A 16,108-nucleotide genomic window follows, 5' to 3' on the forward strand; every position below is an offset into this window, starting at 1 on the left:
TAGTGCGACAGCCCCTTTTTTACTATAAGGAAATTATAAAAAGTTTATCAGTGGATGGCTATTTATAATTTCTTTCTTTTAGTTTTCCAGTAGGCATATGTAAGTTTGTGTTGAGCTGGAGTAAAGCTATGGAATAAGCCAATTTACATATATCTACTTTTTATTACAAATAATTAATTATACACATAGTAATTTGCTTTGTCAATGTCATGAAATGAAATAAAATTTCATAATAAAACTATTGAAATATCATTTCAGATATGATAATATAATGTTGTACTGAAAACGTAATCAAAATATTTTGAAAGTTATACTTAGTTCGGAGGTATTATATGAAAAAAATAGATTTAGAAAAATTAACAACTGAAAGTAGAAATCAAAATACCTTAGATATAGATAAGGTTTCAACCTTAGAAATGGTAAAGAAGATTAATGCTGAAGATAAGAAAGTTGCAGAAGCAGTAGAAGTAGAACTTCCAAAAATTGCAGAAGCTATAGATGGAATAGTTAAAGGTATGCACAAAGGAGGTAGACTAATTTATATAGGTGCAGGAACATCAGGAAGACTTGGAATATTAGATGCATCAGAATGTCCACCAACATATGGAGTTTCAGAAGAATTAGTTCAAGGAATTATAGCAGGAGGACAGGAAGCAATCTTCAGAGCAAAAGAAGGTGCAGAGGATTCGAGAGAATTGGCTGTTGAAGACTTAAAAGCTAAGAGCTTAAATGAAAATGATACAGTGGTTGGATTAGCAGCATCAGGTAGAACACCTTATGTAATAGGCGGACTTGAGTATGCTAATGAAGTTGGAGCATTAACAGTAGCAGTTACTTGTAATGCAGGTTCAGAAGTTTCAAAAGCAGCTAAAATTTCAATAGCACCAGTAGTAGGGGCAGAGGTAGTTACAGGTTCAACAAGATTAAAATCTGGAACAGCTCAAAAATTAGTTTTAAATATGCTATCAACAGGAGTAATGATAAAGCTTGGAAAAGTTTATGGAAACTTAATGGTAGATGTAAGAGCAACAAATGCTAAATTAGTTGAAAGAGCTAAAAAGATAGTTTGTGAAGCTACTGGCGTAGATAGAGAAGAAGCAGAACAATTCTTAATAGAAACAAATTTTGATGTTAAGCTTTCAATATTTATGATATTATCAAAGCTAAATAAAGATGAAGCTAAAAATATCCTAGATAATAATAATGGATATATAGCAGAAGCTTTAAAAAGCATAAATTAATAAAAAATTACAAAATATAAGTAAAAAATAATACAATAAGATGGAGGGACTTAAAATGACAAATGCTGAAATTGCTAAAAATTTAGTTGAATTACTAGGCGGGAAAGAAAATATAAAATCAGTTGCTAATTGTATGACTCGTTGCAGATTAGAACTTAGAGATTACTCAAAAGCTGACATGGAAAAAATAAAGAAGTCAGAAGGAGCTTTAGGAGTTGTTAATGCAGAAGGTCAATTACAAGTAATATACGGACCAGGTAAGGTTAATAAAGTTACAGCTGAGGTTAGCAAAATAGTTGGTAAACCTGTTCTTTTAGGAGAAGATGCTGTTAAGGCAACAAAAGAAAAATTAAAAGAAAAAAATGATACAAAGTTTAAAAATTTACTTAAGAAATTAGGAAATGTATTTATACCATTAATACCTTTATTTGTGGCATGTGGACTTGTACTTGCTGTAAATAATATTTGTAATGTACAATTTGGGGATGCTTATAAGACAACTACAGCAGCTCAAATTATAGGACTTGTTGGTAATGGTGTATTCTCAATATTATCAATTTTAGTAGGTGTAAATGCAGCAAAAGAATTTGGTTCAGATATGCCAATGATGGGTGGAGTATTAGGTGGAATACTTTCATCAGCAGCACTAGCTAATATTACACTTTTTGGAAAGCCTTTAACACCAGGTAGAGGTGGAATTATATCAGTTATATTAGTTGTTGTTCTATCAGTTTATATAGAAAAAGCTTGTAGAAAAGTTGTACCAGATGTATTAGATTTATTTGTAACACCATTAGTTACATTAACTGTATCAGTACTTGCAGCATTATTTATTCTTCAACCAGTAGGTGGAGCTATATCAGATTCAATAGGTACTTTAGTTGCTCAAACAATTGCATCAGACAATATGGTTATATCAGTAATTTCAGGAGCAGTTTCAGGTGCTTTATTCTTACCACTAGTTATGACTGGAATGCACCAAGCATTAACACCAATACATGCAGATTTAATAGCTAATGCAGGATTTACAGTATTACTTCCAATATTAGCAACAGCAGGTATGGCACAAGTAGGAGCTACTATAGCAGTACTTAGAAGAACTAAAAATGAAAGATTAAAGAAGACAGCTAAAAATGGATTAGTACCAGGATTCTTAGGAATCGGAGAACCTTTAATATACGGTATAACATTACCACTTGGAAAACCATTCTTAGGAGCTTGTTTAGGAGCTGGAGTTGGTGGAGCTGTAATGGCAATCTTCAAGGTTGGAGCAGTAGCAATGGGAGTATCAGGATTACCACTAGCATTATTAATAGCTAATGGAAAGATGTTTGTATTCTTAATTGGAGTAGTTGTATCATATATAGCAGGATATATATTCACAGAAATGCTTGGATTTGAAGACCCTGTTGAATAATTTACAATTTACAATTGACAATTAATGAAATAATTCAGACGAGCTGAATTATGAAAATTTAATAGTAAAGAAAAACTAATGTAGATAGAGAAATTTGCAAGAATTTCTCTATCTAATTTTTATAATTAAGCATACGCTTAATTATTTCATCTTTAATTTTTTTCATTTTTTAATTAAAAACTGGAGGTTTTTTTATGTATTATGGATTTTCTGTTTATTTCGGACTTGATAACACAAAAGAAGAAAATATTCAATTATTAAAGGATGCGCATAGTTTAGGTTTTGGCAGAATATTTACGTCTCTTCATATACCGGAAGCTAATTATGAAGTTTTAAAGGTAGAAGTTAGAGAGTTTTTTAATTTAGCTAAAGAATATGACATGGATATAATTAGTGACATATCTCCCAATACTTTTAAATTTCTTGATTTAGAAGATATGGATTTAAAAGGATTAAGGGATATGGGAGTAAAAACCATTAGAATTGATTTTGGTTATAGTGAAGAAAATATAGCTAAAATGAGTAGAAATGAATATGGTATAAAAATTCAATTAAATGCTTCAACTATTACTGAAAGATTTTTTGAAGAACTTGATAAATACTCTCCAAATTATAGTAATATAGATGCTTTGCATAACTTTTATCCTAGAATTGGAACTGGGATATCTGAAGAATGCATGATAGATAAAAATAGAATTCTTAAAAAGAGAGGAATAAAGCCTTGCGCATTTGTTCAATCAAACAATAGGAAAAGAAGTCCATTAAAAGATGGACTGCCAACTCTTGAAGATCATAGAGGATTAAGTGTAAAAGAAGCTGCAAATCACTTATTTGCCTTAGAAAATGAATCTGTTTTTATAGGGGATTCTCTTCCTACTTATGAGGAATTAAAAGATTTATCATCATTAAAGCAGGATGTTGTAGAGCTAGATATAGAAATAAAAACTAATGATGAATTAATTCTTAGAATTTTAAATAATATTTATTCGTCAAGAACAGATGAAGCAAGAGATGCTATAAGAGCGAGTGAAAGTAGACTTATTTTAGAAGGGGGTATCATAGAGCCTTTTAATACAGTAAGTAAGAAATATGGAGATATATCTATAGATAATAAAGACTATATGAGGTATATGGGAGAGCTTGAAATATTAAAAAGAAATCAAGATGCAGATACTAGAACAAATATTGTAGCTTCTGTTTTACAAAAGGACTTTTATTTATTAAAATATATATGTAACGGAAAAAAATTTCATTTCAATATAATTAATAAATAAGTCAAAAAGATGGTAGGGTGTGAAAATGAACGTATTGCAGTATATAAAACAAAACTTCGAGAGCTTCACAGATAGAGAAAAATTAATAGCTGAATATTTACTTAGTAATAAAAAGAGTATTATAAATATGTCAGCAAAAGAAATTGGAGATGTTACAAATACTTCAGCTCCAACAGTTGTTAGATTCTCTAAAAAAATAGGTTTTGATTCTTTAAATGAAATGAAACTACGATTATCATTAAATTTACAAAATGATGAAGATAATTCTGATTTTGAATATTTGCATGGAGATTTATCAACTAAAAATATAATTTACGGAATAAAGGCTTCTATTGATTCTATAATGAATCAAACAATTGGAATTTTAAAAGAAGAAGAATTAGAAAAAGCAATAGAAATACTTAACAAGGCTAAAAATATATATATATTTAGTGTGGGTGTTTCTAGCTTAGTAGGAATGGATTTCTATTATAAATTAAGTAGAATAAATAAAAGATGTATTGCACATGCAGATACACATCTTCAAATTACATCTTCAGCACTTATGGAAAAAGGTGATGTAGCAATAGCAATATCATACTCAGGAGAAACTAGAGAAGTTATAAAGTGCGCAGAAAATGCTAAGGAATCAGGAATACCAGTTATATCAATAACAAAGGCAAGTATAAACAATACATTGGCTGATATATCTGATATAGTTCTTCAAGTACCATTTGTAGAAAAGACATTAAGAGAAGGTGCTATGAGTTCAAGAATATCACAACTTGCAATAATAGATATGCTATTTATAGGAATGGCAAAGAATAACTTAAAGGCAGTAGAAGAAAAACTTAGAGTAACAAGAAAAGCAGTAGAAGGACTAAAGAATTAATAAAAAATAAAAATTTATTTGAAATGAAAATTTCAAATTGCAGTGAAAAAGTTAAGGAGAGATTCGTTTGAATCTCTCCTTTTCAATTGTCCTTCAGCTTGTTATTTATGATTGAATTATATATAATTGAATATAGTATTTACCAATTTTTGTGTCATATATAAATTAGGGAGGGAATGAAATGAGAAGAAATTTACGTTTAACAATTATAGTTGTGATGATTTTTTTTATAATGACAGGGTGTATAGTTAGAAATCAAAGTTCAGCACATAATACTATAGAGCAAGGAAGTAAAATAAAAGATACTTATATTTATAATGTTGAAGATAATTTTAAAGGAATGAAGTTAGAAATAAATTTAACTCTTACTAAGGGGAATGTTAAATTTGAGCTTAAAGATCCAAATGGGGATATACAGTGGAGCGAAGAAGTTACATCTGATAAGCCTTTAAAAGAAATAAAAAGTTTTGATAAGATAGTTGGAGATTGGACATTGACATTTGAAAGTATTGATAACTCAGGAGAAGGTGAGTTTGATTTACAATTTAATAGACTATAAAAATAATGAATAATGGATAATTGAAGAATAAACTTCTATAAAGTTTAGAGAATTTAAGTAGAAATTCGAAAGAATTTCTATTTTTTATTTTTATAATTCAACGCAGACTAATTATAACCTGAATTATCAATTATCAAATTTTCATTGTTACACAGCTTGTCTGAATTAGTTTCACTATTTTTCTATGAGTAAAATTCTTCAATAATGTAAATAATAAACTTAGTCGAGTTTTAAAATGCCTTAACTAAAGAATAAGGAGAGGAGTAAGTTTATGAGAGATGAAGTTTTAAATAATACTAGAAGAACTATACTCATAGAGCTTAATGAAGCATTTAAGGGAGTTGTTAATAATCATAAATATTTAAATAAGCTTATTAAGCACGGGGAGGATGTTATTTCTTCAGCTGAATGGTTGCTTGATAATATTTATTTAATTGAAAAGGAATATAAAACAATTAAGTTTAATTTGCCAATAAACTATTTTAATAATTTACCTACAATAGAAATTGATTATATTAGTTATCCAAGGGTTTATATATTGGCTAAAAATTATATTGAGAAAAACCAAAATATAATAGATAAAGATGAATTAGTAAAATTTATAAATGAGCAAGGAGAAAGTTTTACAATAGGAGAATTATGGGCTTTTCCTTTAATGCTTAGGATTGCATTAATAATCAATTTAGGAATAATAACTAATGATATGGTAGTTCTTCAAAAGCAAAGATTGGGAGCTAAGGACTTAGCTAATACAGTTATAGATTCTTATAATAATGATAAGATAGATAGTTTATTATCTAAGCTGGAAAATAAATATCCTATAATTAAAGTTGAAGAGTCTAAAGAGGAATCTAAAAATAACTATATGGGAGATGACGAGAGTCTTCATGATGGACTGTTTTCTCCTGAGTTTATAGATAAGTTTTTTAGTATTTTAAGAGATAATTCAATAGAGGATGAAAGAGTATACAAGTTTGCTTTAGATAGATTGAAAGAAAAAGAAAACACAAGTTTTGAAAAGGAAATAATAAAAGATCATATAAGAGAAGGGAATATTGCTACATCAATAGGAATAACTATAAATTCTTTAAGAATAATGGATTCTATAAATTGGAAAGAATTCTTCTCAGAAACATCAAATGTAGAAAGAATATTAAAGCAAGATCCAGCTAAAATTTATGAGGACATGGACTTTGAAACAAAAGATTATTATAGACATAAAATAGAGGAAATTTCTAGAAAAACTAATATAGATGAACTCAAACTAGTAAAAACAGCTCTAGAACTTAGTAGTTTACATCTAGAAAATAGAGATTTTTATAAAAGACATATAGGATATTATTTAGTAGATGATGGGGTAAGAGATATACTAAAAAGATATAATATAACTAAAAATATAGATAAGAAGATGTCAAGGGGATGTTATTTATCAACTATATTTTTAGGAACAATTTTAGTAGATTTAGTAGTTTTACTATTAACATATCTAATTCCATTAAACTTTAATTTATGGCAATATATATTGGCATTTATTTTGATGATAGTTCCATCTAGTGAGGTAGTAATATCACTATTAAACTGGTTTATAGCAAAGGTTACGCCTGTTAGTTTTATACCTAAGATGGATTACTCTAAGGGAATACCTGAAAGTGAAAGAACTATTGTAGTAATACCAGCAATACTAGGTAATAGCAAGTCTGCAATTGATTTACTAAAAAAATTAGAAATATATTACTTAGCCAATAGAGATAAAAATATTTTCTTTGCTTTACTTGGAGATTTATGTGATAGCAATAATGAAAGTGAGACACAAGACAATGCAATAAATGAGGAAGGAATAAAATTTGTAAATAAGCTGAATAAAAAGTATGCAAAAGATGGAGAAGATAGATTTTTCTTCTTTAACAGAAAGAGATTATATAACGAATCAGAAAAAGTCTACATGGGCTATGAAAGAAAAAGAGGAAAGCTCATGGAGTTTATGGCTTTAATTAGAGGTAGTGAAGAAACTACTTATAATATAATTAGTAGTGATATAGATTCTTTAAAAAGTGCAAAATACATAATAACTTTAGATAGTGATACATTTTTACCAATAGGAAGCGCTAAAAAGCTTATTTCAGCAATGAGCCATGTTTTAAATAATCCTTATATAGAAAATAATTCTGTATTAAGAGGATATAGTATTATGCAACCAAAGGTAAGTGTTAATCTAGAAGATAAGCATAAAACATATTTTTCTGAAATTTTTGCAGGAGATGCAGGAGTAGATGCTTATTCAACAGCATCTTCAGATACATACCAAGATTTATTTGGAGAAGGAATATTTACTGGTAAGGGGATTATAGAAATAGATTCATTCTATAATATTTTAAAAGATCAAATACCAGAAAATAAAGTCCTTTCACATGATTTAATAGAGGGAGTCTTAACAAGATGTGCATTAATAACAGATGTTGAAGTAATAGATGGATATCCATCTAGCTATTTAGCTAGTGCATTAAGACTCCATAGATGGGTAAGAGGAGATTGGCAAATAGCAAGTTTTGCATTTTCAAAGAAGATATCAGCAATATCTAAGTGGAAGATAATAGATAATCTTAGAAGGAGCTTACTTGCCCCAAGCTTATTATTAGGATTATTAGCTATATTAACAGTTTTAAGTGGAGCAGTTCAAATATCTATATTGTTATTTTTAGCTTTAATAACTCCATTAATGTTTACAGTAACAGACTTTGTTGTTACACCTAAGAAAAAGCTTATGGGAACTTTTAAAACATTAAAACAAATAGTATTGATTTTAAGCTTTATTCCATACCAAGCTTGGCTTATGTTTGATGCTATATTTAGAACAATTTATAGGCTTACTATATCTAAAAAGAATTTACTTCAATGGAAAACTGCTGATAGGGTTGAGAAATCAGTAAAGAATACTTATATGTGGTATTATCAAAAAATGTGGATATCAGTAGGAGTATCTTTAGTAGTACTATTACTTAGTTTAGATAATTCTATAGAAATATTAATAGCTACAATAGTAATTTCTATTCTTTGGGCTATAGCACCAGCAATGGCATGCAGAATATCACAAGAAGAAAAGCTTATAAAAGATAGATTAGAATTAGAAGATGAAGAATTTCTTAGAGAAAGTAGTAGAAGAATATGGGCTTATTATGAAGACTTTATAAATGAAGAAAATAATTATTTAGCTCCAGATAATTTTCAAGAAAAACCTTTTAAGGGGTTGGCACACAGAACATCACCAACTAATATCGGTATGGGGCTTATTACTAATTTAACGGCTTATGATTTAGGGTATATATCAATAGGTGAAGTCATTTATAGAGTAGAATCAATTTTAGATGGAATGAGAGGACTTGAAAAATTTAATGGACATTATTTAAATTGGTATGATACAAAGACGAAAGAAGCACTTTGGCCTAGGTATGTATCCACAGTAGATAGTGGAAACCTCTTAGGATATCTTTGGATAATTAAAGATGTTATAAGAAAGTTTAATAATAACCCAATAATAAGAGAAAAAGAAATAACAGCTATAAAAGATACTTACAACATAGTAAGAAAAGATGAAAAAGAAGAATTTTATGATAGGCTTCCAGATAATATTGATTTAAGAGAATATAAGAATATATTATTAGATGAATTAAAAATAGTAAATGATAGACTTGAAAGTGATAAAGATAATAAGAAAAATGATAATGAATATTATTGGATAAAAAAATTAAAAAATGAAATAGAAACAAAAATAGATTTTTATGATTTTATATTCGATGGTATAGAAAAAATAGTCATAGATACCTTTAAAAATTATAAGGCTCCAACTTTATTACAATTGATAGATATATTAGAAGATATAAAGAAGTCATCAGGAGAAGAATTCCAAATAATTTTAGATAAAAAAATTGGTAAGCTTATGGAATTCAATGAAAGACTTAAGCTTCTTGCATGTGAAATAGACAGTATTATGAATGATATGAACTTCAAATTTTTATATAACAAAGATAGAGGGCTTTTTGCAATAGGATACAATGTAGAAGAAAAATCCTTAGGAAATTCCTACTATGATTTAATGGCTTCAGAAGCAAGGATATCATCATTTTTATCAATAGCAAGAGGAGAAATTCCAAAGGAGCATTGGTATAATTTAAGTAGAAATATGACAAAGGTATTTGGGCATAAAACTTTAGTATCTTGGAGCGGTACTATGTTTGAATATTTTATGCCATTTCAAATAATGAAAAGTTTTAAAAATACAATTTGGGATTTGACATATTCATCAGTTGTAAGTGCCCAAATAGGCTATGGAGAAAAGAAAAATACACCATGGGGAATATCAGAATCAGCTTATTATGAGTTTGATGTAAATCAAAATTATCAATATAAAGCTTTTGGGGTACCTGGAATAGGCTTAAAGAGAGGACTTGAACAAGAAGTAGTTATATCTCCATACTCTTCAATAATGGCCTTACCATATGATGCTAAATCTGCAATAAAAAATTTAAAAAAGCTGTATGATATGAAGTTTTATGGTAGATATGGTTTTATAGAAGCAATAGATTATAGTGATGAAAAACCAAAGGAAGAAGCAAAAGAAGTACGTTGTTATATGGTTCATCATTTAGGAATGTCTCTTTTAGCTTTAGATAATATATTAAATAATGATATTTTAAAAGAAAGATTTCATAATATTCCAGAAATAAAGGCGGCTGAAATTCTTTTAAAAGAAAAAGTTCCTGAAAACATAACCTTTGAAAGAGAAGTAGATATTAGTATAGCTAATAATAAAAAGTTAGAAAAGGAAGATTTTATTCCTAGAATATTTAAAGGAAATAAAGGTGAGGATCAAGAAGTTTTATTATTATCTAATGGTACTTATTCAACTATGATAGCTCATGATGGTAGTGGATATTCTAAAAAAGATGATATGACTGTATATAGGTGGAAGGGAGATAGCACTTCAGATTCAAGTGGAACTTTCTTTTATATAAAAAATCTAAATTCAAATGATTATTGGAGTGCTACTTATGAGCCTTGTAAGGAAAGTAATGAAGACTATTTAGTAGAATTTACTCTTGATAAAGCAAAGTATGAAAGAAAAGATGGAAGTATAACTACGAATTATGAAGTAACATTAGCTTCTGAAGATAATGTAGAAGTAAGAAAGTTATCATTAAAGAATACAGGAGAAAAGCTAAGAACTTTAGAAATAACAAGTTATTTAGAAGTAACTCTTCAATCTTTTGAAGGGGATGCTGTTCACCCAAGTTTTTCTAATTTGTTTATTAGTACAGAATATAATGAAGAAACTAAGAGTCTGATAGGAAATAGGAGACCGAGAGCAAAAGGAGCAATTACTAATTATATATTCCATACTATAGCTTCAAATCATGATTTAGATGGTGATTTAACTTACGAAACATCAAGATTAAACTTTATAGGAAGAAATAGAAATCTGAGATCTCCAGAAGTAATGGATAATGATGCCCCACTTCAAAATACAGTTGGAACAGTATTAGATCCTATAATGAGTATAAGAAGTAGAATCACACTTAAGCCAGGAGAAGAAAAATCAATTTACTATTTAACAGGAGTTGGAGAATCAAAAGAAGAAATTTTAGAACTTATAAGATCATATAAAGATGTTCCAAAGATAGAAAAGAGTGCCGATGCTTATAATTATTCTAATCAGTTAGAACTTAAGCATATTGGAATTAGATCAGCGCAAGCAAATATATACCAAAGTTTAGCATCTTATATTTTATATCTTCATAGTGGAAGAAAGAATAGAGAAGATTACATAAGAAATATTAAAATGAATCAAGAAAACTTATGGTCATATGGAATATCAGGTGACTTACCTATAATATTTTTAATTATTGAAAGCGAAGATGATATAGATTTATTAAGGCAAGTTATTAATATGCATTATTACTTTAGAAATAAAGGGATAAAGACAGACTTAGTAATTTATAATGAAGAAGAGTTATCCTATGAAGAACCACTCCAAAAAAATATAATTTCAACAATTAGAAATTCTGTTGCAAGAGAAAATATAAATAAATCAGGAGGTATTTTCATTCATAATAAATCTACAATGAGTGATAATATAAGAGATTTTATTATAGGTATTTCAAAACTATATATAAATTCAAAAGAAGGAGCTCTTGCTAAGCAGTTAACGGAAGCAGTAGAGTATAAGTATAATGAATATAGAAACAAAGAAGAATTATCACACATTAATAGAATAAAAGTAGATATAAATGAAAGTGATTATATAAAGGGTTTTGTAGATAGACAAATAAATAAGGTTGATAATGATTCAGATGAAGTATTAAAAGAAGTAAAACATAGTAATCATGAAAAAGAAAATATGAATAAAGCATCAGAATTAAGGAAAACTGAAATTGGAAACAATCATTTTGATATTAGTGAGTTAGACTTCTTTAATGGATATGGAGGATTTAAAAAATCAGATAAAAGCTATATCATAAGACTTAAAGATTATGAAAATACTCCAGCACCATGGATAAATGTAGTTTCTAATAAGGATTTTGGATTCCATATTTCCGAGGTGGGTTCAACTTATACCTGGTGTGGAAACAGTAGGGAAAATAAAATAACGCCTTGGAGCAATGATTGGGTAAGTGATCCAACAGGAGAAGCTTTATATATAAGAGATAATGATATGGGAGCATACTTTACAATAACTCCTATGCCAATAAGAGATGGAGGAGAATACATAATCGAACATAGCTTTGGGTATTCAACCTTCAAACATACTGCATACAATATATGTAGTGAAATGAAAGTATTTTGTCCTAAGGAAGAAAAGATAAAATTATGTAAAGTATCTCTTAAGAATTTATCTAATGTAGATAAGAATTTATCAATATTCTATTATGCTCAATTAGTACTTGGTGTATATAATTATGGAAGTGCTAAATACATAAGCACATCAATCCAAGGCCAATATATATATGGCCAAAATCCTTATTCAAAATATTTTGGGAAATTAAAAGCTTATTTATCTATTAATGGCGATAAAAATCAAAGTTTTACTGGTAATAGAAAAAGCTTTTTAGGAGTTGGAGGAGAATTATCTAGCCCTAAAGCATTACTAGAAAATAGTTTAGATAACTTAAGTGGAAGTATATATGATCCTTGTTTAGGAGCTAAGCTAGATATAAAATTAAAAGCTGGTGAAGAAAGAGAGATTATAATAATTTTTGGGCAAGAAGAAAGTGAAGAATTAATAAAAGAAAAAATAAATAAATACAGTAATATAGAGAATGTTGATGAAGAATTAAGAAATGTGAAAGATTATTGGTCAAATTTCCTAGGAAATATACAAGTAAAGACACCAGATTTATCAATGGATTATATGTTAAATGGATGGCTTATGTATCAAACCTATAGTTGTCGATATTTATCAAGAACAGCATTTTATCAAAGTGGCGGAGCCTATGGTTTTAGAGATCAACTTCAAGACTCTATGTCCATAGGAATATTAGATCCTAATATAACTAGAGAACAAATTTTAAGGAGTGCATCAAGACAATACCTTGAAGGTGATGTACAACATTGGTGGCATCCAGTAATAAACTCAGGAATAAGAACAAGATTTTCAGATGATTTGTTATGGTTGCCATATGTAACTTCTGAATATATAAAATCTACAGGAGATTATAGTATATTAGATGAAAAAGCTCCTTATTTAGAAGATGAACCACTAAGAGATGGCGAAGATGAAAGATACACGATAGTAAATCAATCCAATAAAGAAGGAAGCATATATGAACATTGTTTAAAAGCAATAGATAGAGGTTTAAAGTTTGGAAGACATAATATTCCTCTTATGGGTAGTGGTGATTGGAACGATGGAATGAGTACTGTTGGAAATAAGGGAGAAGGAGAAAGTATTTGGGTAGGTTGGTTTTTATATAAAATACTAGATAGCTTTAAGGAAATATGCAAGCATAAGAATGATAAAGAAAAAGAAGATGCATATAGCACATTCCAAAGCTTTATACAAGAAAATCTAGAAGAAAATGCTTGGGATGGAGGCTGGTACAGAAGAGCGTATTTTGATGATGGAACACCTTTAGGCTCAAGAGAAAATGATGAGTGTAAAATAGATGCCATTGCACAAAGCTGGTCAATAATTTCTAATGCGGCTAAGATTACTAGAGCACAAGAAGCCATGGAAGCAGTAGATAAATATCTTGTAGATAAGGATAAGGGTCTTATTAAGTTATTAGCACCACCTTTTGATAAATCGCCTACCTTAGAGCCAGGATATATAAAGGGATATGTACCTGGAGTTAGAGAAAATGGTGGTCAATATACACATGCAGCAGTGTGGGTTATCTTAGCATTAACAAAGCTTGACCTAGGAGATAAGGCATGGAAATATTATAATATGATAAATCCAATTAATCATACAAATACAGAACTTGAAGCAAGAAACTATAAAGTAGAACCCTATGTAATGGCTGCAGATGTATATATAAAAGAGCCTCATGGCGGAAGAGGTGGATGGAGCTGGTACACAGGAGCATCAGGATGGATGTATAAAGTTGGTCTTGAAGACATATTAGGTTTAAAGAAAATAGAAGGTAAAGGATATAAAATAGATCCGTGTATCCCTGAAACTTGGAAGGAATATGAAATAAATATTAATAATGAAAACGAAGATTACAATATAAAGATTAAGCGTGGAGAACATAAAAAGATTATAATTGATGGAGAAGAAGTTAAAGATAATTTAATTCCGAAAGATAAAGGAAAGCTACATATAGAAGTCGTAATATAATTAACAGTTAATGTAATTAACAATTATGGATTTTTTGCTGCACAAAACTTAAAATTCATTAAACTGTTAATAGTTAAATGTATAAAAATGTATTGACATTGTAAAAAGATGGGCTTATTATAATAATAAATGGATAATAATAAAAATTCTATGAAGAGAAAAAGTAAGTTATTAATTTGTTCAACAGAGAGTTGGTGTATGCTGAAAGCCAATGTTCAAAGTTAACCGAATATCATCTCTGAGAAGCAGTACTGAAACAATTTGTAGTAAGTATTGACGGAGTCTTTCACCGTTAAAAGATAAGCGTATTGATAGATATGTAGCTAAGTGCTATAAAAGGTTTATGAAAAATAAGCTAATTTTATAGAATTAGGGTGGTAACGCGGATATTTCCGTCCCTTGTTTTCAAGGGACGGTTTTTTTTGTTTAAAAAAGGGGGCGATTATTTGGATATTGAAGGTGAGATTATTAATTAAAAAATAATTATGAGCAAAATATTATATATGAATTTTAATTAAATTATTATTTGTTAATTAGAATATACTTAGGGGGATTTTGACATGGAGAAATTATCAAAAAGAGATTTAATATTAATAGGACTGATGCTTTTTTCTTTATTTTTTGGAGCAGGAAATTTAATTTTTCCTCCTTTTATGGCTGAGGCAGCAGGGGAAAACACTTGGATAGTTACAAGTTCATTTTTTATAACAGCAGTTGGTTTTCCTGTATTAGGAGTTGTTGCGGTAGCAAAATCTGGAGGTTTAACTAATTTATCAAGAAGGGTAAATCCTTTATTTGCCACAGTATTCACTATTTTAGTATATTTATCAATAGGACCATGCTTAGGTATTCCAAGAGCAGGAAGTTTACCATTTGAAATGGCAGTAGCACCATATTTGCCTGAAAATATATCAATAGCATTAGCATTATTTATATATACATTTATATTTTTTGCAATAGCATATTGGCTTTCATTATCGCCTAGTAAGTTAGTAGATCGTATGGGAAAAGTACTAACTCCTGCTTTATTAATTCTAATTTTAATTATGGTAATTGGATCTATAATTAAGCCAATTGGAGGATACGGAGCAGCAACAGGAGATTATGCAACCTCTCCATTCGTTAAGGGATTTTTAGATGGATATTTAACAATGGATACAATAGCTGCACTTAATTTTGGAATAGTTATTGCAGTAGCTATAAAATCTAAAGGAATTAATGATGAAAAAGAAATAGTTAATACATCAATAAAAGCAGGAATAATAGCAGGAATTTTATTAGCTGTTATATATGCCTTACTTGCACATTTAGGAGCTGCTAGCGGAGGAAGATTTGGAGCAACTGAAAATGGAGCTCAAACTTTAACAAATATCACAACATATATATTTGGAAAGCCAGGAGCTATATTATTAGCATTAATCTTTACATTAGCATGCTTAACAACTTGCGTTGGACTTATTACTTCATGTAGTCAATATTTCTCGACATTAACTGAGAAAATATCATATAAAAACTGGGTAAGAATATTAACTATATTTAGTATGACTTTTGCAAACATGGGACTTACAAAGATTCTTAGCGTAACAGTACCAGTATTAAATGCCATTTATCCAGTAGCTATAATGCTTATAATACTTGCAATGATGGACAATATACTTAAAGGAAGTTCTGTAGTTTATAAATTAACAATATTATTTACAGGAGTAATAAGCGTAGTCGATGCTTTAGGACAAGTTGGATTGACTTTAGGATTTGTTACAAGCTTTATTAGTAAACTACCTTTTTATAAAGAAGGACTAGCTTGGATAATTCCAGCTATAGTAGGAATGATTTTAGGTGTATGTATTAAATTTGCAAAAGAAAGTTTTAACTCTAATAAAGTTTTAAGTGATAAAGCAAGTAATTAATTTGAT

Annotated in this window: 7 protein-coding genes and 1 other annotated feature; all 7 genes read left to right on the top strand. The window is 28.9% G+C overall.

Annotation, left to right across the window (positions count from 1 at the left end; all coding sequences use genetic code 11):
- Positions 1-332 precede the first annotated feature (332 nt).
- The 7 genes from murQ (at position 333) to brnQ (ending at position 16,102) form a co-directional block, all read left to right on the top strand.
- Positions 333-1,241, top strand: coding sequence for an N-acetylmuramic acid 6-phosphate etherase (gene murQ / locus AAT22_RS09295; RefSeq protein WP_047000997.1), 909 nt, complete (start codon positions 333-335; stop codon positions 1,239-1,241).
- Between the two features lie 55 nt (positions 1,242-1,296).
- Entirely contained in the window at positions 1,297-2,658 is a 1,362-nt protein-coding gene (locus AAT22_RS09300) for a PTS transporter subunit EIIC (RefSeq protein WP_016205668.1), read from the top strand.
- A gap of 194 nt (positions 2,659-2,852) precedes the next feature.
- Positions 2,853-3,932: a MupG family TIM beta-alpha barrel fold protein gene (locus AAT22_RS09305; RefSeq protein WP_047000998.1), complete on the top strand. Its 1,080-nt coding sequence runs from the start codon at positions 2,853-2,855 to the stop codon at positions 3,930-3,932.
- Between the two features lie 25 nt (positions 3,933-3,957).
- Positions 3,958-4,803, top strand: coding sequence for a MurR/RpiR family transcriptional regulator (locus AAT22_RS09310; RefSeq protein WP_016205666.1), 846 nt, complete (start codon positions 3,958-3,960; stop codon positions 4,801-4,803).
- Between the two features lie 181 nt (positions 4,804-4,984).
- Complete coding sequence (locus AAT22_RS09315; protein WP_016205665.1) at positions 4,985-5,362, top strand: hypothetical protein; 378 nt, start codon at positions 4,985-4,987, stop codon at positions 5,360-5,362.
- Between the two features lie 271 nt (positions 5,363-5,633).
- Positions 5,634-14,195 (top strand): glucoamylase family protein, encoded by an 8,562-nt coding sequence (locus AAT22_RS09320; RefSeq protein ID WP_047000999.1) that lies wholly within the window; start codon positions 5,634-5,636, stop codon positions 14,193-14,195.
- 141 nt (positions 14,196-14,336) lie between these two features.
- Positions 14,337-14,598: a binding site (T-box leader), on the top strand.
- 157 nt (positions 14,599-14,755) lie between these two features.
- The gene (gene brnQ / locus AAT22_RS09325) at positions 14,756-16,102 is read left to right on the top strand and encodes a branched-chain amino acid transport system II carrier protein (RefSeq protein WP_016205664.1); all 1,347 of its coding nucleotides are present in this window, start codon (positions 14,756-14,758) and stop codon (positions 16,100-16,102) included.
- Positions 16,103-16,108 lie beyond the last annotated feature (6 nt).

It is taken from the genome of Clostridium sp. C8 (genome assembly GCF_001010885.1).
GTDB lineage: Bacteria > Bacillota > Clostridia > Clostridiales > Clostridiaceae > Clostridium > Clostridium sartagoforme.